16 protein-coding genes are annotated in these 19,257 nt (G+C 69.3%); 4 read left to right on the forward strand and 12 right to left on the reverse strand.

Annotated features, from left to right (window positions below):
- Positions 1-16 precede the first annotated feature (16 nt).
- Positions 17-595 carry a dihydrofolate reductase family protein gene (locus CQ047_RS09505; RefSeq protein WP_105674595.1) on the reverse strand — a complete coding sequence of 193 codons (579 nt, stop codon included), beginning with the start codon at positions 593-595 and terminating at the stop codon, positions 17-19.
- A gap of 72 nt (positions 596-667) precedes the next feature.
- Here CQ047_RS09505 and CQ047_RS09510 point away from each other — a divergent pair, with 72 nt between their 5' ends.
- Positions 668-1,234: a TetR/AcrR family transcriptional regulator gene (locus CQ047_RS09510; protein WP_105674597.1), complete on the forward strand. Its 567-nt coding sequence runs from the start codon at positions 668-670 to the stop codon at positions 1,232-1,234.
- Between the two features lie 13 nt (positions 1,235-1,247).
- Here the strand turns inward: CQ047_RS09510 and CQ047_RS09515 are convergent, their stop codons facing one another.
- On the reverse strand, positions 1,248-1,586 hold the full coding sequence (locus CQ047_RS09515) for a peptidase (protein WP_105674599.1): 339 nt from the start codon (positions 1,584-1,586) through the stop codon (positions 1,248-1,250).
- Entirely contained in the window at positions 1,583-2,929 is a 1,347-nt protein-coding gene (locus CQ047_RS09520; RefSeq protein WP_105674718.1) for an inorganic phosphate transporter, read from the reverse strand. Before CQ047_RS09520 ends, CQ047_RS09515 begins: the two co-directional genes overlap by 4 nt.
- 156 nt (positions 2,930-3,085) lie before the next feature.
- On the opposite strand from CQ047_RS09520, the gene CQ047_RS09525 reads away from it, so the two are divergent.
- Both CQ047_RS09525 and CQ047_RS09530 read left to right on the forward strand, forming a co-directional pair.
- Positions 3,086-5,182: a S9 family peptidase gene (locus CQ047_RS09525; protein ID WP_105674601.1), complete on the forward strand. Its 2,097-nt coding sequence runs from the start codon at positions 3,086-3,088 to the stop codon at positions 5,180-5,182.
- A gap of 252 nt (positions 5,183-5,434) precedes the next feature.
- Entirely contained in the window at positions 5,435-6,268 is an 834-nt protein-coding gene (locus tag CQ047_RS09530) for an endonuclease domain-containing protein (RefSeq protein ID WP_105674603.1), read from the forward strand.
- A gap of 123 nt (positions 6,269-6,391) precedes the next feature.
- Here the strand turns inward: CQ047_RS09530 and CQ047_RS09535 are convergent, their stop codons facing one another.
- The 6 genes from CQ047_RS09535 to truB all read right to left on the reverse strand — a co-directional run bounded on the left by CQ047_RS09535 (position 6,392) and on the right by truB (position 12,692).
- On the reverse strand, positions 6,392-7,420 hold the full coding sequence (locus CQ047_RS09535; RefSeq protein WP_105674605.1) for an ATP-dependent 6-phosphofructokinase: 1,029 nt from the start codon (positions 7,418-7,420) through the stop codon (positions 6,392-6,394).
- Between the two features lie 207 nt (positions 7,421-7,627).
- Positions 7,628-9,772, reverse strand: a complete 2,145-nt coding sequence (locus CQ047_RS09540; protein WP_105674607.1) for a DEAD/DEAH box helicase — start codon at positions 9,770-9,772, stop codon at positions 7,628-7,630.
- Positions 9,773-9,994: 222 nt separating this feature from the next.
- Positions 9,995-10,948 (reverse strand): bifunctional riboflavin kinase/FAD synthetase, encoded by a 954-nt coding sequence (locus CQ047_RS09545; RefSeq protein ID WP_105674609.1) that lies wholly within the window; start codon positions 10,946-10,948, stop codon positions 9,995-9,997.
- Positions 10,945-11,388 carry a hypothetical protein gene (locus tag CQ047_RS09550; protein WP_374197877.1) on the reverse strand — a complete coding sequence of 148 codons (444 nt, stop codon included), beginning with the start codon at positions 11,386-11,388 and terminating at the stop codon, positions 10,945-10,947. The genes CQ047_RS09545 and CQ047_RS09550 overlap by 4 nt, the downstream gene beginning before the upstream one ends.
- A 45-nt stretch (positions 11,389-11,433) precedes the next feature.
- On the reverse strand, positions 11,434-11,802 hold the full coding sequence (locus CQ047_RS09555; protein ID WP_105674613.1) for a hypothetical protein: 369 nt from the start codon (positions 11,800-11,802) through the stop codon (positions 11,434-11,436).
- Positions 11,799-12,692, reverse strand: a complete 894-nt coding sequence (gene truB / locus CQ047_RS09560; protein ID WP_105674615.1) for a tRNA pseudouridine(55) synthase TruB — start codon at positions 12,690-12,692, stop codon at positions 11,799-11,801. The genes CQ047_RS09555 and truB overlap by 4 nt, the downstream gene beginning before the upstream one ends.
- Before the next feature lie 87 nt (positions 12,693-12,779).
- On the opposite strand from truB, the gene CQ047_RS09565 reads away from it, so the two are divergent.
- Positions 12,780-13,679 (forward strand): A/G-specific adenine glycosylase, encoded by a 900-nt coding sequence (locus CQ047_RS09565; protein WP_374954058.1) that lies wholly within the window; start codon positions 12,780-12,782, stop codon positions 13,677-13,679.
- 19 nt (positions 13,680-13,698) lie between these two features.
- Here the strand turns inward: CQ047_RS09565 and CQ047_RS09570 are convergent, their stop codons facing one another.
- The 3 genes from CQ047_RS09570 to infB form a co-directional block, all read right to left on the reverse strand.
- Positions 13,699-15,768, reverse strand: coding sequence for a LuxR C-terminal-related transcriptional regulator (locus tag CQ047_RS09570; RefSeq protein ID WP_105674617.1), 2,070 nt, complete (start codon positions 15,766-15,768; stop codon positions 13,699-13,701).
- Positions 15,769-15,927: 159 nt separating this feature from the next.
- On the reverse strand, positions 15,928-16,359 hold the full coding sequence (rbfA, locus tag CQ047_RS09575; RefSeq protein WP_105674619.1) for a 30S ribosome-binding factor RbfA: 432 nt from the start codon (positions 16,357-16,359) through the stop codon (positions 15,928-15,930).
- A 71-nt stretch (positions 16,360-16,430) separates the two neighbouring features.
- On the reverse strand, positions 16,431-19,190 hold the full coding sequence (gene infB / locus CQ047_RS09580) for a translation initiation factor IF-2 (protein ID WP_105674621.1): 2,760 nt from the start codon (positions 19,188-19,190) through the stop codon (positions 16,431-16,433).
- Positions 19,191-19,257 lie beyond the last annotated feature (67 nt).

Below are 19,257 nucleotides of genomic sequence, written 5' to 3' on the forward strand. Positions count from 1 at the left end.
GCCCCGCCGCCCGCCGTCACTCGACGGTCGCGCGGACGTACTCGGACAGCACGACACCCGACCCGAACGCCGTCGTCCCGATCTCGTCGAACCGCTCCGGGCGGTAGGGGCGCGAGCCGAACAGCGGGATGCCGCTGCCGAACAGCAGCGGGTTCCGCTTCAGCACGAGGCGATCGATCTCGTCGGCGAGGGTCGCCGCGAGAGCGCCTCCCCCGCAGAGCCAGATGGCGCCGCCGCTTTTCTGCTTGAGATCCCTGACCACGCGGACAGGATCATCCGCCGTCACTTCGAGGTTCTCCCCGCTCGCCGTGTTCGAGCGGGAGAACACGATCTGGCGCAGGTGCCGGTACGGGCTCGTGACGCCGAACGGCAGACCCACGGCGTAGGTGTTCCACCCCATCAGCACCGTGTCGAACATTCCGCCGTCGCGGGAGATCCCCTGCGCCTCGGCGATGGCGGTGGGGACGGTGTCCCCGAAGCGCTCGTTGATCGCCGCCATGTGATCGCCCTCGCTGAGGAGGGCGTCGAACTCCCCCTCAGGCCCGGCGATGAAGCCGTCGAGGCTCACGGCCACGTAGTAGACCAGTTCTCGCATCACTACTCCAATCACAACATCTGTCGTGAATGAAGAGTACATCAGCTGTAGTGGTTGCGCTACAGTGAGCGCATGGCGAAGAACGACACCCGCCGCCGGTCTCTGGCGGATGCAGGCCTCACCGTGCTCGCTCGCGAGGGATCACGGGGTCTCACCCACCGCGCCGTCGACCTCGAGGCCGGCGCGCCGACGGGCACCACGTCCAACTACTTCCGGAGCAGAGACGCCCTCGTCGCCGGACTCGTCGAGCGCATCGGCGAGCGTCTCGCCCCGACCGCCCAGGACCTCGACCGACGAGCCTCGGAGGCCCCGAGCAGGGCGCTGTTCGCCGACTACGTCCGCGACATCGTCCGTCGCCTCACCGGCGATCGCGAGGTCACGATCGCCCTGTTCGAACTGCGCCTGGAGAGCAGCCGGCGGCCCGAGGTCGCCGCCGTCCTCGGCGCGTGGCAGCGCGCGGGCTTCGATGGCGACGTCGCCTTCAACAGCGCGGCCGGACTCCCCGGCGGCCGACGCGAGATCGCCCTGTTCCACTACGCGATCGACGGTCTTCTGCTGGACAGACTGACCACTCCGATCGATCCGGACACCTCGACCGACGACGTGATCGACGACCTCGTCGCCGGTCTGCTGAGCTGATCCTCCTGGCGGGTCAGTGCCCGCCGATGACGATCAGCGCGATGCCGCCGATCACCGCGAGAGCGCAGACGACGAAACAGGCGTAGGCGCCGACCAGGGAGAGGCGCTTCTGCGCGTCGGTGAGCGGACTCTTCTTGGCCGCCTTGGCGGCCTGCTTGGCCGCGCGCTTGAGGTCCTTCTCCGTGATCACCGTGATCGCGTCGGTGAACTCGGCGGGGCTCACCACGGGAGCATGCCCGCCGCGGACGAGCAGACGGAGGCCCATCGCGTAGAACCCGACGACAGCACACGCTCCGATCAGTGCGGCGGCGAACACCAGGATGAAGGCGTTCCAGTCGATGACGACGTTCACTTCGACTCCTCACCGGTCGATGCCGCAGCATCCTTCTTCGCTGACTTGGCCTTCGACGACTTCTTCCTGTCGTCGGCGGCCTTCTTCGCGTCGGCCTTCGCCTTCTCGCGGGCGGCTGCACGCGCCTTGGCCTCCGCCTTCGCCTGCTCGATGCGCTGCTGCCTCCGCGTGGGCGGCGGGGTGTCGGGAAGCTCGACGGCGAGACCGGACTCCGCCACATCGCTCATCGCGTTGGCGTGCGTCACTGCGTCCTTGCGCGAGCGCAGGAAGAGGCCGATGATCACGCCGAGAGCGAGGACGGTGTCGATCGCGATGCCCCAGGGACCGAGCCAGGTGATCAGCAGGGCGGCGAAGGCTCCGACCGCGCCGGCGGCCGGAAGGGTCAGCAGCCAGCCGATCGCGATGCGCCCCGCTGTGCGCCAGCGGACGGTGGATCCTCGGCGGCCGAGGCCGGATCCGATCACCGATCCGGAGGCGACCTGGGTGGTCGAGAGCGCGAAGCCGAAGTAGCTCGACGCGAGGATCGTCGCCGCGGTCGAGCTCTCCGCCGAGAAGCCCTGCGCGGGCTTGACCTCCGTGAGCCCCTTGCCGAGGGTGCGGATGATCCGCCAGCCACCGAGATAGGTTCCGAGCGCGATCGTCACGGCACAGGCGATGATGACCCACAGGTAGGGGTCCGCCTGGTCGCGGCTCTGCCAGCCGACGGTGATGAGCGCGAGGGTGATGACGCCCATGGTCTTCTGCGCGTCGTTCGTTCCGTGCGCGAGCGCGACCATGGACGACGTGAAGATCTGCCCCCAGCGGAAGCCGTCGCGTCCGTCGGGCTTGTTGTCGTAGCGTCGCGTGATCGAGTACGCGATCTTGGTGGCGGCGAACGCGATGAGCCCCGCCGTGACGGGGGCGATCAGCGCGGGGAGGATGATCTTGGAGAGCACGGCTCCGAAGTCGATGCCGCCGACGCCGACCCCGACGAGGGTCGCGCCGATCAGGCCGCCGAACAGCGCGTGCGAGGAGCTCGACGGAAGGCCGAGCAGCCAGGTCAGCATGTTCCAGGTGATCGCGCCGATGAGACCGGCGAAGATCATCGGCAGGAAGATGCTCGCCTGATCCTGCAGCCCCTCCTCACGGATGATGCCGTGCGAGACGGTCTGCGACACCTCGGTCGAGAGGAACGCGCCGACCAGGTTGAGCCCAGCGGCGAGGAGCACCGCGGTCTTGGGCTTGAGGGCTCCGGTCGCGATGGGCGTCGCCATCGCGTTGGCCGTGTCGTGAAACCCGTTGGTGAAGTCGAAGAACAGTGCAAGTGCGATGACGAGCACGACGATGAGGGCTGCGGTTTCCACCGTTCGCTTTCGGTCGTTGAGGAAGAAGATTCGTGTCGACGGGATCGACGTGACGAACGAAGAGTTCATCGTGGGTTTGACTTCCGTTAACCGGCCCCGGTAAATCCTCCCACCCGCACAGGGGCCGGTCAACTCGACCTGGGCTAGCGTGGAACGGTGACTGATGCCCCGATCGCCGCCCGCCGCTCGACACTCCGCACCCACCACGGTGACACCTTCGAGGATCCCTACGAATGGATGCGCGACAAGGAGTCCGCCGAGGTCATCGCTCATCTCGAGGCGGAGAACGCCCACACGGATGCCGAGACGGCCCACCTCGAACCGCTGCGCGAGCGTCTGTTCCAGGAGATCAAGGGCCGCGTCCAGGAGACCGATCTGTCCGTGCCGACGCGCCGGGGCGACTGGTGGTACTACAGCCGCACCGAGGAGGGGGCGCAGTACGGCATCCACTGCCGCACCGCCGCAGTGGCAGACGACTGGACTCCTCCGCTGCTCGAGCCTGGTGTGCCCGTGCCGGGCGAGAGCGTCCTGCTCGACGGGAACGTCGAAGCCGAGGGGCACGAGTTCTTCTCACTCGGTGCGTTCGACACCACCGACGACGCGACGAAGCTGCTCTGGTCGACCGACTTCGAGGGCGATGAGCTGTACACGGTGCGGGTCCGCGACCTCGTCACCGGCGAGACGCTGCCCGATGAGATCCCGAACACCGGCGGTGCGTTCTTCACCCCCGACGGCACGGGCGTCCTCTACACGACCCGAGACGAGGCCTGGCGCCCCGACACCCTGTGGCTGCACCGTCTCGGCACGGACGTCGCCGACGATCTGCGCCTCTTCCACGAGCCCGACGAGAAGTTCTGGCTCGGAGCGGGCATCACGCGCAGCCGGAAGTACCTCGTGATCGCCGTCGGCTCGAGCATCACGAGCGAGGAGTACCTCGTCGACCTGTCCGGTGACCTCACCGCTGAGCCGACCATCGTCTGGCCCCGCAGCGAGGGCGTCGAGTACTCGGTCGAGCACGCCGTCGTCGACGGCGAGGACCGGCTCTACATCCTGCACAATCAGGATGCCCTCGACTTCGAGCTCGTCTCGGTCGCGGCATCCGCTCCGCAGGGCGCGCGCCATGTCGTGCTCCCGCACCGTCCGGGGAGGCGGCTGCTCGGGATGGACGCGTTCCGCGACTTCGCGACCGTCGAGTACCGCAGCGAAGGCCTCGAGCGCGTGGCGCTGCTCGACTACGGCACGGATGCCGTCGAGGACATCGCCTTCGACGAGCCCCTCTACTCGGCGGGCGTCAGCGGCAATCCCGAGTGGCACGCGCCGTTCCTGCGCCTCGGCTACACGTCCTTCGTGACGCCGGGAACCGTGTACGAGCTCGACCTCGCGACCCGCGAACTCGTGCTGCGCAAGCAGGTCGCCGTGCTCGGCGGCTACTCCCCCGCCGACTACGGACAGGAGCGGGCGTGGGCCACGGCATCCGACGGCACCCGCGTGCCGATCTCGCTCGTGTGGAAGAGGTCCTTCGGCGACCCCGGCGCGGCGCTCCGCCCCGTCCACCTCTACGGTTACGGCTCCTACGAGCACTCCATCGACCCCGGCTTCTCGGTCGCGCGCCTCTCCGAGCTCGACCGCGGCGTGATCTTCGCGATCGCCCACGTCCGCGGCGGCGGCGAGATGGGGCGCCAGTGGTACGAAGACGGCAAGCTCCTGCACAAGCGCAACACGTTCACCGACTTCGTGGCCTGCGCCGAGCATCTGATCGCGAGCGGCGTGACCTCACCCGATCGACTGGTGGCGGAGGGTGCGAGCGCCGGCGGTCTGCTCATGGGCGCCGTCGCGAACCTCGCCCCCGAGTCGTTCGCGGGCATCCTCGCCGGGGTTCCGTTCGTCGACGCCCTCACGACCATCCTCGACCCCTCGCTTCCCCTCACCGTCATCGAGTGGGACGAGTGGGGCGACCCGCTGCACGGCGCCGACGTGTACGAGTACATGAAGTCCTACACGCCCTACGAGAACGTCCGCGACGGCGTCGACTACCCGCGCATCCTCGCCGTCACCTCGCTGAACGACTCTCGGGTGATGTACGTCGAGCCCGCGAAGTGGGTGGCGCGTCTGCGCGAGGCGGGAGCGGCCGACGTCCTTCTCAAGTGCGAGATGGTCGCCGGCCACGGCGGCGTGAGCGGCCGGTACAACTCCTGGCGCGAGCGCGCGTTCGAGCTGGCCTGGATCCTGGACGTGCTCGGCCTGGCGGAGTAGCACCCCGGACGCCGGCCGCCGGACACCGGACACCGGACGCCGGATGCCGGCGGCCCGCGGCATCCGGGCAGTCCGAGATCCGCACATCCGACCGAAACGCGGAAGCCCGCGCCGGATCGATCCGGATCTCGGGCGAGGTGCCGCACCTCGGCCGGATCGCACTTCTCCTCCACAATGGAGGCGATTCACGGATCCGTCCACAGGTGGCGCTATGGGCCCTGCGACGCACCTCCGCTCCCGCAGAATGTGCGGATGCTCCTCGAAGACTGGCTGCGTCTCCACGACGCGATCGCACACACCTCTGAGCTCTACGCCGCAGGGTTCGGCAAGCACGCGCTCGCCTCGGCCGTCGAGCGAGGTGTGATGCTGCGTGTACGCCGATCCTGGATCGCTCTCCCCGATTGCGACGGCGACCTCGTCAGAGCGATCACTGCGGGAGGGCGCCTCACCTGTATCAGCGAAGCGCGGCGCCTCGGCCTGTGGGCCCCGCCGGCCGACCCACGCGTGCACGTCATGGCGCCCGCAGGATCGGGGAAGATGGCGCTCGACGGCGTCCGGATCCACTGGTCGAACGGTCCTGCTCCCGTCCGTCGGCGCGCGCCAGCCGAACCGCTCGTCAACGTTCTGCACCATGTCGCGCAGTGCCTGGAGCCCTCAGCCGCGCTGGCGATCTGGGATTCCGCCCTCAACAAGAGGCTGATCGCCCCTCAGGTGCTCGAACGCGTCTCCTGGCGGGGGCGGCTCGAGAGGAGCCTCGCCTCGCGCGCGACGGCGCTCTCGGACTCAGGGCTCGAGACCGAGTTCGTCGAGATCATGCAGGGGATCGGGGTCAGCGTGCGACAACAGGTCTGGATCGACGGTCACCCCGTCGACGCGCTGATCGGCGATCGGCTGATCGTGCAGCTGGACGGTTTCGCCCACCACGGCGCCGCGGCACGACGTCGGGACCTCGAGGCCGACGCCCGTCTGAGGCTGCGCGGGTACACCGTGCTCCGCTTCGACTACCAGCAGGTGTTCTTCCGAGCGGAGTACGTGCGCGACGTCGTTCGGATGGCGATCGCCCAGGGGCTGCACCTCGCCGGTTGACGCGCTGAGTTCCGGCATCCCTCCCGAGATCCGGATGCCGACGACGGATTCATCCGGAACTCGGGCGATCTTCCGGACCTCAGGCAGCCTGCCGGAACCGGACAGGCAGAACCCAGCCCAAGCTCAACCGAAGAGCGTGGCCGCGGCGTCGTAGCGGACCTGGGGAACCGTGTTCAGCTCGCCGAGAGCGTCGGCGAAGGGAACCCGCACGATCTCGGTGCCCTGCATGGCGACCATCTGACCCCACGCGGCATCGACGACGGCATCCGCGGCGTGCATGCCGAGGCGCGTCGCGAGAACGCGGTCGAAGGCGGACGGCGCACCGCCGCGCTGGATGTGCCCGAGGATCGTGGCACGGGTCTCGATTCCGGTGATGCGCTCGATCTCGGGGGCGAGCTGATCCCCGATCCCGCCCAGGCGCGGACGGTTGAAGGCGTCGAGGCCCTTGTCACTGTAGGCCTCGTCCATGTCGCGGAGCTTGAATCCCTCGGACACGACGACGAGCGGAGCACGGCCGCGGTCGTGAGCGCTCGTGACGAGCTCGCAGATCTCCTCGAGCGACATCGGGACCTCGGGGATGCAGATGACGTGGGCGCCGGCCGCCATGCCGGCGTGCAGGGCGATCCAGCCGACGTGGCGTCCCATGACCTCGGCGACCATGCAGCGGCGATGCGAGTCTCCCGTGGTCCGCAGGCGGTCCATCGCGTCGGTGGCGATGTTCACGGCCGTGTCGAAGCCGAACGAGTAGTCGGTCGCACGGAGGTCGTTGTCGATCGTCTTCGGCACGCCGATGACGTTGATGCCGTCCTTCGCGAGACGGTCGGCGGCGGCGAGCGTGCCCTCGCCGCCGATCGCGATGATGCCGTCGATCTTGTGCCCGTACAGCGTCTTGGCGATGTTCTCCGCGCCGCCGCGGACTCCCTCGTAGGGATTGGTCCGACTGGTCCCGAGGATGGTGCCGCCGACCTTCGACAGACCCTTCACGTCGTGGCGGGTCAGGGGGAAGAAGTCGCCGTCGACGACACCTCGCCAGCCGTCGCGGATGCCGACGAACTCGAGGTCGTACGCACGGGTTCCCTTGAGCACGATCGCGCGGATGACCGCGTTGAGTCCGGGGCAGTCGCCACCGCTCGTCAGGATGCCGATCTTCATGCTGCCGCCTTCGGTTGTTCGGGTAAGTGAGGGGAAGGCGACGTTGCCTGCGAACGACACTAGCGCCCCAGAACGATGGAGCGCCATTCCGGGCGGTGAAAACGGAGAATCTTACGGTCGATTCGAGACGAAACCGCAGAAGTTCGAGAGTCGTGCCGAATACGACGCGAATGGGCGTTAAGAACCGAGGTTCTTAACGCCCATTCGTCAGACGGCGCCGAGGGCCTGTCGCAGCAGGTGCATGAGGGCCGCCAGCTGCACGGGCTCCCCCGCCACGTCGTCGACGGCCTCGCCGTCGAGCGCGCGGGCCGCGAGCCCCTGCTTCTGGTCGATGAGCTCGGCGATCTTGGTGTCGATCGTGTGCGCGGCGATGATCCGCCACGCGGTGACCGGCTCGTCCTGCCCGATGCGGTGCACGCGGTCGATCGCCTGCGTCTGCTCCGCCGCCGTCCACGACAGCTCGGCGAGCACGACGTTCGAGGCCGCCTGGAGGTTCAGTCCGACGCCCGCTGCGGTGAGCGAGCAGACCGCGATGCCGACGGCGGGGTCGCCGTTGAAGTCGTCGATCGCCTGCTGACGCGCGGCGGTGGTCTGGTCGCCGCGGATCGAGACGGCGCGGATGCCGGCGGCGGCGAAGTGCGCCTCGGCCTGGTCCATGACGTCGATGTGCTTCGCGAAGAACACGACCTTGCCCACCGAGCGCTGCAGCTGCGCGGCGTAGTCCGCGGCGAGCTGAGCCTTCGCCTGGCCGATGCGGCGGACCATCGTGAAGACGTTGTCCCCGCCCGTTCCCGCCGCCTTGGACTCCTCGAGCTCGTTCTGCGCGACGAGACGGACGATGTCGTCGTCGATCTCTCCCGGCGCGAGACCGCGATCTCCGCGGGCCTCGATGATCCGCCGGTAGCGGACGGCGAGCCGTTCGCCGAGCTCGCGCTCCGCCTGGCGGATGCTGCGGCCGAACTCGTCGTCCAGCTGGACGGGGAGGTCGGCGATGAGCTTGTCGGGGAGGTCGGCGGCGACGTCCTTCTTCTTGCGGCGCACGATTCCCATGGAGATGACGGCGTCGCGGGCCTCGGGGTAGAACGACTTGTCGGCGGGCGTGAAGCCGGTCGCGTCGAGCTTCTCCATCAGCTCGGGTCCCGGCTTCTCGCCGGTGGTCCATCCCAGGAAGCGCCAGATCGCGTCGAAGTCCTCGACGTCGTTGATCAGCGGGGTTCCGGTGAGGGCCAGCATCAGCGGGTTGCCGCCGGGAGTCCGCTCCCGCACGCGCGACGCGAGCGAGAGGACGTTCTGGGAACGCTGCGACGAGAGGTTCTTGATGAAGTGCGCCTCGTCGACGACCATGCCGCGCAGGCCGATCGACGCGAGCCACGAGAGATGCCGGTCGAGGATCTCGTAGTTGACGATGAAGATGTCCGCGAAGGCGTCGATGTCGGCGCCGTCACCCTGGATGACGGTCGCGCGACGCTGCGGAGTCCACCGCTCGACCTCCCGCGCCCAGTTCATCTTGACGACGTTCGGGACCACGGCGAGCAGCGGATACGCACCGGCGACGGAGGCCGCGAGGATGGACTGCGCGGTCTTGCCGAGTCCGGGTTCGTCGGCCAGCAGGAAGCTGCGGTGCCCGGCGCGCACGGCTTCGAGGAACCGCGACTGGTGGACCATGATCTCGAGGCCCTTGGGCGACAGGTGGTCGAACTCCGGCGCGGGGGGAAGGTCCATGGACGCGGCGGATCCGCCTGCACCGGTCTCGAACGCCTTGTAGAGCGGACCCATCAGCTCCCAGCCGTCCAGACGGCGGCGCGGGGTCGTGGTCACACGGGGCGTGAGGTCGGGAGCGAGGAACGGGTTCGCGAGCTGGCGCGACTCGACGGACGGCGGGGTCACCTGACGCTCCGCGATCGCGGCCGGGACGACCGGAGCCTGCACGGGCGCGACGTCGGCGATGATGAGCTCCTCCGGAGCGAGCTCGGCGCCGGACTCGAGCAGCCAGTCCCTGCGCATGCGCTTGGCGACCGGCGACGTGGCCTGGTCCGCTTCGAGGAGCTGGATCAGCGACGTGTCCCTCGCCGCGGTCTTGGCGAGGATCGTCGCGACGCCGTCGAGCCGCTTGAGCAGCTCGGAGCGTGCGGCATCGCCGATCTCAGCATCCGCTTTGACCCTGGCGCGCTCTTCGCGCACCAGGAAGGCGATGACCTGGAACTTGACGCGGTTCGTCGGTCCGAGCTTCCCTCGCTGCGACTTCGCCTCGATCTCGCGCACCTTGCGCGCGAGGATCGGGATGAGGGGGGCCTCATCGTCGCGACGGGACGTCTTCCTTCGCCGCGTGGCGGCGGTCGCCGTGGTCGGCATGCTCCTCCTGAGCGTGAGGGCCGCGGTGCCGATGTGCGCCGAAGCCGTCTCGATGTCCGCGTGTGGCGCGAGATCTCACCGGTGTCGGCGAATCGTTACCAGGACCGTACGAACAGTGGTACTGATTCCCGTCGATGCACGAAGGACGTGCGAGGATCACCGGGAACCGATCGTCAGTCTACGCCATACGTCTCGACGTCGGCGCGGCAGGACACGGAGAATTCATGCGCCCCGGGTGTCGAGCACCCGCTGCGCGTCGTCCACGTCGGCCGCCATCTGCTGCTTCAGCTTCTCGATGCCCTCGAACGCGACCATGCCGCGAAGGCGCTCCACGAACTCGACGGTGACGTCGTGTCCGTAGAGGTCGAGCTCCGTCTCCCCCATGACATGAGCCTCGACCTGACGCACCAGGACATCGTCGAAGGTCGGGTTGGTGCCGACGGAGATCGCCGACCGGTGGCGGATGCCGGTGTCGTGGTCGACCAGCCATCCGGCGTAGACGCCGTCGGCCGGGACGAAGGCGTCGGTGATCGTCGACAGGTTGGCCGTGGGGAAGCCGAGCTCACGTCCGCGCTTCAGCCCGTGCACGACCTCGCCGCGCACGTCCACGTGACGGCCGAGCACCTCGGCGGCCGCGGCGACGTCACCGGCCATGAGGAGCTCGCGGATCCAGGTCGAGGAGACGCGACGGTCCGATCCTTCGAGGAAGACGTCGTCGACGACCTCCACGGTGAATCCGAACCGCGGGCCCAGCTCGGCCAGCAGGGCCGGGGTGCCGGCCCCTCCGCGTCCGAACCGGAAGTCGTCTCCGACCAGCACGGTGGAGACCTTCAGCGCCGACACCAGGATGTCGGCGACGAAGTCCTCCGCGCTCCGGGCGGCGAGCTCCGCGTCGAAGGTCAGCATCAGGGTCGCGTCGATCTCCAGCTCGCTCAGGAGCTCGAGCTTGCGCTCGATCGTGACGACGTTCTCCGGGCAGAGGTCGGGGCGCAGCACGGCGAGCGGGTTCCGGTCGAAGGTCACCGCGACCGCGCGCGCCCCCGAGGCCTCGGCCTGCTGCTTCAGACGGCGGATGACCGCGCGGTGCCCGGCGTGGACGCCGTCGAACTTGCCGATCGCGACGGCCGAGGGGCCGAAATCGGCCGGCACCTCGAGCGGATCCCGGAAGACGATCATGCGGTCACCTCGGCGGACTCCTCCTGGGCGACCGGCGCCGGTCGATGCGTGCGCAGCCACCAGATGCCGAAGACGGGGAGCACGAGCGGGATGAACAGATACCCCCGCCCGAAGAGGGACCACACAGTCTCGTGCTGGAAGAGATCCGGCATGAGCAGACTGAGCGCACCGACGACGAGGACACCCGTCAACTCGAACACGATCGCGATCCATGCGACCGTGTACCACCCGCGCCTCTTGGCGAGCACGAGGGCGAGCGTCGCGAGGATGTAGACGACGGCGGCCAGTGCGGACAGTGAATACGCCAACGGGGCCTCGTCGAACCGGCGGAGGATCTGCACGAAGCTGCGGCCGGTCGCCGCCAGCGCCATGACGGCGTAGACGATCACGAGGACACGGCCGATGCCGGTCATCCGAGAAGGGGGTTCGGTGGTGCTCATAGCTCGATCCATCCTAGTTGCGGGTGGATGCGTCGGGATTCGCGCTCAGACGACCTGGATCGTCCAGATCGCGTGCATGCGCCAGACCATGATCGCGATGGCGAACGCGGCGACGCCGAGGATCACCGTGCTCCATCTGCTGCGCTCCATCAGGGCCCACAGCACGGCGCCGATCGGCAGGAGGACGGCGGACACCAGATACACCCAGAACTCGAGGAGATCTCCCGTCGGCGGGTTCCCCGCCAGCGGCGCCACGATCGAGACCACGACCTGCACGATCAGCAGCGCCTCGACGGCGGCGAGAGCTCCGACCGTGAAATCGCTGGGGCGGCGGCCCGCGAGTCCGGCCGAGATGCAGAACACGCCGGCGCCGACCGCGACGACGATCTGGACGATGGTCAGCCACAGGATCATCGTGCGACCTCCGGCATGTTCATCGCGCTCTTGAGGTCTGCACCGCGCTTCTCCACGACCCCGACGAGAACGCCGTCGTGATCGATCGCGGCGGCCAGAACTCCGTCGAGTCGCGACGCCTGTCCCGGCAGCCTCTTGCCGTGGCGCAGATCCCTCGCATCCTCCGCCGAGACGTCGAGCGGCTGCAGGACCCGTGCCGCCGCCTGCGCGGGTGTGAGAGTGGGCGTCCCCTCGAGGGCATCGATGCCGACGGCATCCGCGACGTCGAAGTCGCCGACCCGCGTGCGACGGAGCGCTGTCAGATGGCCGCCGACACCCAATCCCGATCCCAGGTCCCTCGCGAGCGAGCGGATGTAGGTGCCGGAGGAGCAGTCCACGATCACATCGAGGTCGATGACGCCCTCCCCGTCGCGACGTGCCAGCACGTCGAAGCGGGACACCGTCACCTCTCTCGCGGCGAGCACGACCTCCTCACCCGCGCGCACGCGATCGTAGGCGCGCCTGCCGTCGACCTTGATGGCGGACACCGAGCTCGGGACCTGCGAGATCCGCCCGGTGAGCGAACGGATGCCGTCGGCGATGCGCTCCTCCGTGACGTCGGCCCATGCATCGGACGGCGCCTGGACGATGATCTCCCCATCGGCGTCGTCGGTGCCGGTCGTCTGCCCGAGACGGATCGTCGCGGCGTACGTCTTGTCGGCCCCGACGATGTACGTCAGCAGACGCGTCGCCCCTTCGATGCCGATGACGAGCAGGCCAGTCGCCATCGGATCCAGCGTGCCCGCGTGACCGACCTTGCGCGTTCCGAAAGCGCGTCTGGTGCGTGCGACGACGTCGTGGCTGGTCAGCCCAGCGGGCTTGTCAACGAGGAGGATGCCGGGCGAGACCATCCTCCCAGCCTACCGACGGCCGTCGGGGACGCTGCGCTCCGCCTCTCGACGGACGCACGGCGCGCGTCGGTCGCCTAGGCTGGCGAGATGCCCGCGATGACCTCTCCCGCGAGCGCGGGACTGCCGCGTCTGCCCGAGTGGTATCGCGGAGCCGCACGCGATCTCCCGTGGCGGCGCCCGGAGTTCCACGACGAGTACGGGGCGTGGGGAACGCTGGTCAGCGAGTTCATGCTGCAGCAGACACCGGTGAACCGTGTGATCCCGCACCTGGAGGCGTGGCTCACCCGCTGGCCCACGCCGGTCGCTCTGGCCGCGGCCTCTCCCGCCGAGGTCGTGCACCAGTGGGCGAACCTCGGCTACCCGCGCCGGGCGCTGTGGCTGCACAGGGCGGCCATCGAGATCACCGAGCGCCACGACGGGGTGGTCCCGCGCGATGTGGACGCGCTGCTCGCGCTGTCCGGCATCGGCGACTACACCGCGCGGGCCGTCGCCGTGTTCGCCTACGGCGACCGGCATCCCGTGGTCGACACCAACACACGACGCGTGCTCGCCCGCGCGATCCAGGGACAGGCCCAGCCCGCGCCCCCGTCGCGTCGCGATCTCGATCTCATGGAGTCGCTGCTGCCCGCTTCGGATGCCGAATCCGCGATCTTCAACGCCGCCGCGATGGAGCTCGGCGCCACGGTGTGCACAGCGCGGACGCCCCGCTGCGAGATCTGCCCGCTTCTCGACCGGTGCGCGTGGGTGGCGGCCGGCCGACCAGACACGGGCGACCGGCGTCGCCGGCAGGCGGCCTTTGAGGGCTCGGATCGTCAGGCCAGGGGCGCGGTGCTGCGGATGCTGCGGGAATCGGCCCCTCGTCCGGTGCCGATCCCTGCGATCCTGCCCGAGTGGCCCGATCCGCAGCAGCGCGACAGGGCGATCGACTCGCTCATCGCAGACGGTCTCGCCGAGGCCGATGGAGAGCTGCTCTCCCTCCCCCGGTGAGCCCGATGCCGACCACCGGCTAGGAGTACCGTCCGGCGCGATGAGCCAGCACCGTCAGCTCGACCCTGTTGCGCACGCCGAGCTTCACGAACACCCGACCGAGGTGCACCTCGACCGTGCGCACCGAGACGCGGAGATCGTCGCCGATCTCGCGGTTGGATCCTCCCGTCACGGCGCGCATCGCGACCTCCAGTTCCCTGGACGTCAGCACCGGCTCCCAGGCGCGGCGGCACGCACCGACGAGGCTGTCCTCCGCGTCAGCCGCACGATCCTCCCGTTCCGCCGCCGAGAGGCGTTCCTCGGCGTCGCGGGCCCACGCCTCGGCACCGGCCGTCTGGAACAGGGTCAGCGCCGTCTGGAGATGCTCGCGGGCCACGGCTGGCTCGTCCCTGACCAGTGCACGGGTGCCGAGCATCGACTCGACCCTGGCACGGGAGAACGGGGACGCGAGAGCCCTCGTCGCGAGGACGATCTCGTCGCGCTCCCGTCGCCACCGCGCATCAGGCGTCGCCGCGATGCGCGACATGAGCTCACGCGACAGCCGGGCGTCCGGCGGCTCGATCAACGGGGACGCGGGCGCTCCGTCATCGCGGACGAGTTCGTCGAGCTCGGGGACGGAGAACTGTCCTCGGGGAGAGCCGCGGTCCGCCCAGAGCCTCAAGAACGACGACGCCTCGTCGGCCTCTCCCCTGAGGAACGTCTCGACGGCGTGATCCACGAGCCGGTCGATGCGGACAGCGGACGGCAGCGACGCTGTCAGCGCTTCGGAGATCGGACCGATGCGTCCGCTCACGGCGAGGTCGAGTCGTCGTGCGAGGACCACCCCGAGACCGGCGAAGGGCATCGCGACGGGGAGGTCGAGCGCCGCCTCCCGAAGCCGCTCCCTGGCGTGGCCGAGATCGCCCCGCCAGACGAGCAGCAGCACCTCGACGACGGCGCGGTACGCCGCGACGAGCGGGCTATGTTCGAAACCGGCGACGAACGGGTCGACCTCGGTCCCGAGTCCGGACCCGCCGGCCGCCAGGAACCTCAGCGCCTGATCGAGGTCCCCGTCGACCGAAGCGCGGAGGGCACGGAGCATCCCTCCGGTGAGCGGCCCGGCTCCGACCTCGCCGTCGATCTCGTCCTCCCCGGCGATCAGCCAGGCGAGGGTGACGACGGGGTCGCGCAGCGTGCTCTCGGCTCCGACTCTCGCGCAGCCTTCACGCAGCGCCTCCAGCCAGATCCGCATCCCGCGTCGATCGCCGCGCTCCGCGCTGAGGACGGCGGCGAAGGCGGCTGCTCGCGCCCACGAGTACCAGTCCTCGTCGTCACCCGACTGTGGCCGGAGCGAACCGGGGTCCACCTCGGGGACCGCGCCCTGAAGGAACGCCTCGGCGACCACGAGTCCTCCGAGCCCCTGCAGGCGAAAGCGCTCCGTTCCAGCCGGGAACAGCGCGCCGAGCCAGGCCGCCGCCTCCGCGGCGTATCCGGCGCCGATGGCGGCGGCGCCGGCGACCTGACGCGCCTCGTCGAGATCCGATCCGGTGGCGTGCGCGGCAGCCTCCGCCGCGAGGAGCAGTGCACCATCGGGATGTCCTGATTCGGAGAGTCTCCGTGCGATGCGGGTCAGCTCCGGCGCGGTCTCAGGGATGCCGTACGACGAGGCGCGCGCGCGATGCCAGTCCGCGTCCACTCCGGCGCCGGGCGCGCCGAAGATGCGGGCGAGCCTCTCGTGCACCGAGGCCTCGACGACCGGGTCCGCGGTCGCCCGCAGCCAGACCTCGAGAAGAGGATCGACTAGTCGAATCCGCCCCGCGCGCACGACGAGGTGCGCGCCGATCGCACTCCGCATCAGCTCCTCGGCGCTCCGGCCGTCGAAAGCGAGCAGCGGCGCCAGCGCATCGTCCAGGCGCAGAGCGAGGGCGAGGAGGAGATCGCGGTCGCGCTCGCTCCATTCGATGCCGTCGTATCGCGCCGTGATCGACGCGACCAGCGGCAGCGGAGAAGGAAGCGGGCGCATCCCCGTGCGCACGGCAGGGTCGAGGATGCGCACGACATCGCGGATCGCCTCACGGTCGCCGTTCAGCTGAGCGGCGATGCGGGCCATTACATGTGGTGCGCAGGTCAGCGCCGCGTCTCGAAGGTCCGCGAGGACCTCTTCGATGTCCGGCGCTGCGAAGCGACTGCTCGAAACGTTGATGCTGTTCCCCCCGGATGTGCGAGAACCTCCTCGCACAGCCGAGGGTAGCAAAACCCCGGACGGGGATCAGCGATCGGCGTCGTCGTCCGCGTGGACGTACGGGTCCGCGTCGCCGGCGTGCGATGCCGAGGACGCGAGCCTGGCGACCTCTGCATCATGCTCCTGCGCCTGGCGGAGCAGCGCGGAGATGTGGTCCGCGTTCTCCGGCAGGGCGTCCGGGATGAACTCGAGCGTCGGCACGAGGCGCGTGCTGAGCTGCTTGCCCACCTCGCTGCGCAGCATCCCCGTGGCGGAGGTGAGAGCGGCGCCGCTGGCGAGACGCTCCTCCTCCGTGCCAAGGACGGTGTAGAACACGGATGCATGCTGAAGATCGCCGCTGACGCGGACGTCGGTGATCGTGACGAAGCCGAGGCGCGGATCGCGCAGCCCCTTCTCCAGCCGCTCGGCGAGGATCACGCGGATGCGGTCCGCAAGACGAGCCTGTCTTTCACCAGCCATTGTTCTCTCCCTCTACGAAGCCTTCGGGCGAGGATGCGCTCAGCATCCTCGCCCGAAGATATCGAACTCGATCAGCCGCGAGGCTTCTCGACCATCTCTGTGGTCTCGATCTCGTCGCCGATCTGGATGTCGTTGTACTTGCCCAGGCCGATACCCGCCTCGTAGTCCGTGCGGACCTCGGTGACGTCGTCCTTGAAGCGGCGCAGCGACTCGATGGCGAGGCCATCGGCGAGCACGACGCCGTCGCGGATGACGCGAGCCTTGGCGTTTCGCGTGATCGTTCCCGACCGCACGATGACACCGGCGATGTTGCCGAACTTCGAGGAGCGGAACACCTCGCGGATCTCGGCGACACCCGACTGGACCTCTTCGTACTCCGGCTTGAGCATTCCCTTGAGGGAGCTCTCGATCTCGTCGATCGCGTTGTAGATGACCGAGTAGAACCGGATGTCGACGCCTTCACGGGAGGCGCGCTCGCGCGCCTTCGTGTCGGGGCGGACGTTGAAGCCCACGATGATCGCGTTGTCGATCGTCGCCAGGTTCACATCCGACTCGGTGATCGCACCGACGCCGCGGTGGATGATGCGCAGCTGCACCGAGTCGTCGACCTCGATCTTGAGGAGCGACTCCTCCAGCGCCTCGACGGCACCGGAGACGTCACCCTTGATGATGAGGTTGAGCGACTCGACCTTGCCGTCTTCGAGAGCACGGGTGAAGTCCTCGAGCGAGATGCGCTTGCGGGCCTTGGCCAGCTGGGCGTTGCGCTCGACCGCTTCACGCTTCTCAGCGATCTGGCGGGCCATGCGGTCCTCCTCGGTGACGATGAAGACGTCACCGGCACGGGGCACCGAGTTCAGACCCTGCACCTGCACCGGGCGCGACGGGTAGGCCTCGAGGACCTGCTCGCCGTTCTCGTCGGCCATGGCGCGCACGCGTCCGTAGGCGGTGCCCGCGACGATCGCGTCGCCGACCCGGAGGGTTCCGGACTGGATCAGCACGGTGGCGACCGAACCGCGACCCTTGTCGAGCTTCGCCTCGATGGCGACGCCTCGAGCGCCCTTGTTCGGGTTGGCCGTGAGGTCGAGACCGGCGTCGGCGGTGAGCAGCACGGCGTCCAGGAGCTCCTGGATGCCGGTTCCCGCACGGGCCGAGACGTCGACGAACATGACGTCGCCGCCGTACTCCTCTGCGACGAGACCGTACTCGGTGAGCTGCTGACGGACCTTGGCCGGGTTGGCCTCGGGCTTGTCGACCTTGTTCACCGCGACCACGATCGGCACGTTCGCCGCCTGGGCGTGGTTCAGGGCCTCCACCGTCTGCGGCATGATGCCGTCGTCGGCCGCGACCACGAGGATCGCGAGGTCGGTGACCTGCGCACCACGGGCACGCATGGCGGTGAACGCCTCGTGACCGGGGGTGTCGATGAACGTGATGGCGCGCTCGATGCCCTCGTGCTCGGTCCAGACCTGGTAGGCGCCGATGTGCTGGGTGATGCCGCCGGCCTCACCCTCGATGACGTTGGTCTGACGGATCGCGTCGAGCAGTCGCGTCTTACCGTGGTCGACGTGACCCATGACGGTGACGACGGGAGGACGGATCTCGAGGTCGTCCTCGCTCTCGTTCTCCAGCTCGGCCTCGAGGTCGAGACCGAAGCCCTCGAGGAGCTCCTTGTCCTCGTCCTCGGGCGAGACCATCTGGATCTTGTAGCCGAGCTCGGCGCCGAGGACCTCGAAGGTCGCCTCATCCAGCGACTCGGTGGCCGTGGCCATCTCGCCGAGGTTGAAGAGGATCGTGACCAGGGTTCCGGGCTGCACCGTGTAACCGGTCAGCGTCTCGATCTTGTCGGCGAAGTCCGCGATCGACGCGCCGCGGCGCATGCGGATGACCTCTCCGTTGCCGCGGGTGACGTTGACGCCACCGACGACCGGAGCACTCCGCATCTCGAACTCTTGCCGCTTCGCCCGCCGCGACTTGCGCTGCTTGCTCTTGCCGCCGCCCTTGCCGAAGGCACCGGCGGTACCGCCGCCAGGACCACGACCGCGTCCACCGCCGCCACCCGGGCGACCGGCGAAACCGCCGCCGCCGGGACGTGCGCCGGGACCGGCGCCGGGTGCACCGGCGCCGCCGGGACGACCGGGGCCACCGGGACGCTGCTGGAACGGAGCGCCGGGACGACCGCCCTGTCCACCGCGCGGAGCGCCGGGACGGGGGGAACCTGGGCGCGGAGCGCCCGGGCGGGGCGCGCCGGGGCGCGGAGCCTGCGGACGCGGGATGTTGCCAGGCGTCGGACGCTGGCCCATGCCCTGCGCCGAAGCGAACGGGTTGTTGCCAGGACGCGGACCCGCGGGACGCTGACCCATCCCCTGCGAGGAGGAGAACGGGTTGTTTCCGGGGCGCGGCGCACCGGGCTTCGGAGCTCCGCCATCGGCGGGCTTCGGAGCTGCGGGACCGGGCTTGGCTGCGGCCTCGGAAGCCGCGGGAGCCGCCGGAGCGGCCTCTGCCGGAGCTTCGGCGACCGCGGGAGCGGCCGGAGCAGCGACCTCAGGGGCCGGAGCAGGCTTGGGGCCGGGCTTCGGACCCGGGGTGGGTCCGGAGGGCTTGGCCGCTGCCGGCTTGGCTGCGGCGGGCTTCGACGCCGGGGCGGCGTCTGCCGAGGACTTCAGCGAGGCATCGGACTCGATCGCGGCGCGCAGCTTGCGCGCCACCGGCGGTTCGATGGTCGAAGAGGGGCTCTTGACGAACTCTCCGAGTTCCTTGAGCTTTGCAAGTGCGATCTTGCTGTCGACGCCGAGTTCGGCGGCGATCTCATGTACGCGTGGTTTACCAGCCACAATTCTCCTGTCGGGTTCGGTCCACCCAGACAGGGCAGACCACTAGTCGCGGACGGGTCTCATTTCG

Source organism: Microbacterium sp. MYb72, from assembly GCF_002979415.1.
Classification (GTDB): domain Bacteria; phylum Actinomycetota; class Actinomycetes; order Actinomycetales; family Microbacteriaceae; genus Microbacterium; species Microbacterium natoriense.

Coding starts and splice junctions, on each gene's coding strand:
- CQ047_RS09505 (WP_105674595.1), bottom strand. CDS start 595: ATGCGAGAACTGGTCTACTACGTGGCCGTGAGCCTCGACGGCTTCATC.
- CQ047_RS09510 (WP_105674597.1), top strand. CDS start 668: ATGGCGAAGAACGACACCCGCCGCCGGTCTCTGGCGGATGCAGGCCTC.
- CQ047_RS09530 (WP_105674603.1), top strand. CDS start 5,435: ATGCTCCTCGAAGACTGGCTGCGTCTCCACGACGCGATCGCACACACC.
- CQ047_RS09535 (WP_105674605.1), bottom strand. CDS start 7,420: ATGAAGATCGGCATCCTGACGAGCGGTGGCGACTGCCCCGGACTCAAC.
- CQ047_RS09540 (WP_105674607.1), bottom strand. CDS start 9,772: ATGCCGACCACGGCGACCGCCGCCACGCGGCGAAGGAAGACGTCCCGT.
- CQ047_RS09545 (WP_105674609.1), bottom strand. CDS start 10,948: ATGATCGTCTTCCGGGATCCGCTCGAGGTGCCGGCCGATTTCGGCCCC.
- CQ047_RS09550 (WP_374197877.1), bottom strand. CDS start 11,388: ATGAGCACCACCGAACCCCCTTCTCGGATGACCGGCATCGGCCGTGTC.
- CQ047_RS09555 (WP_105674613.1), bottom strand. CDS start 11,802: ATGATCCTGTGGCTGACCATCGTCCAGATCGTCGTCGCGGTCGGCGCC.
- truB (WP_105674615.1), bottom strand. CDS start 12,692: ATGGTCTCGCCCGGCATCCTCCTCGTTGACAAGCCCGCTGGGCTGACC.
- CQ047_RS09565 (WP_374954058.1), top strand. CDS start 12,780: ATGCCCGCGATGACCTCTCCCGCGAGCGCGGGACTGCCGCGTCTGCCC.
- CQ047_RS09570 (WP_105674617.1), bottom strand. CDS start 15,768: ATGGCCCGCATCGCCGCTCAGCTGAACGGCGACCGTGAGGCGATCCGC.
- rbfA (WP_105674619.1), bottom strand. CDS start 16,359: ATGGCTGGTGAAAGACAGGCTCGTCTTGCGGACCGCATCCGCGTGATC.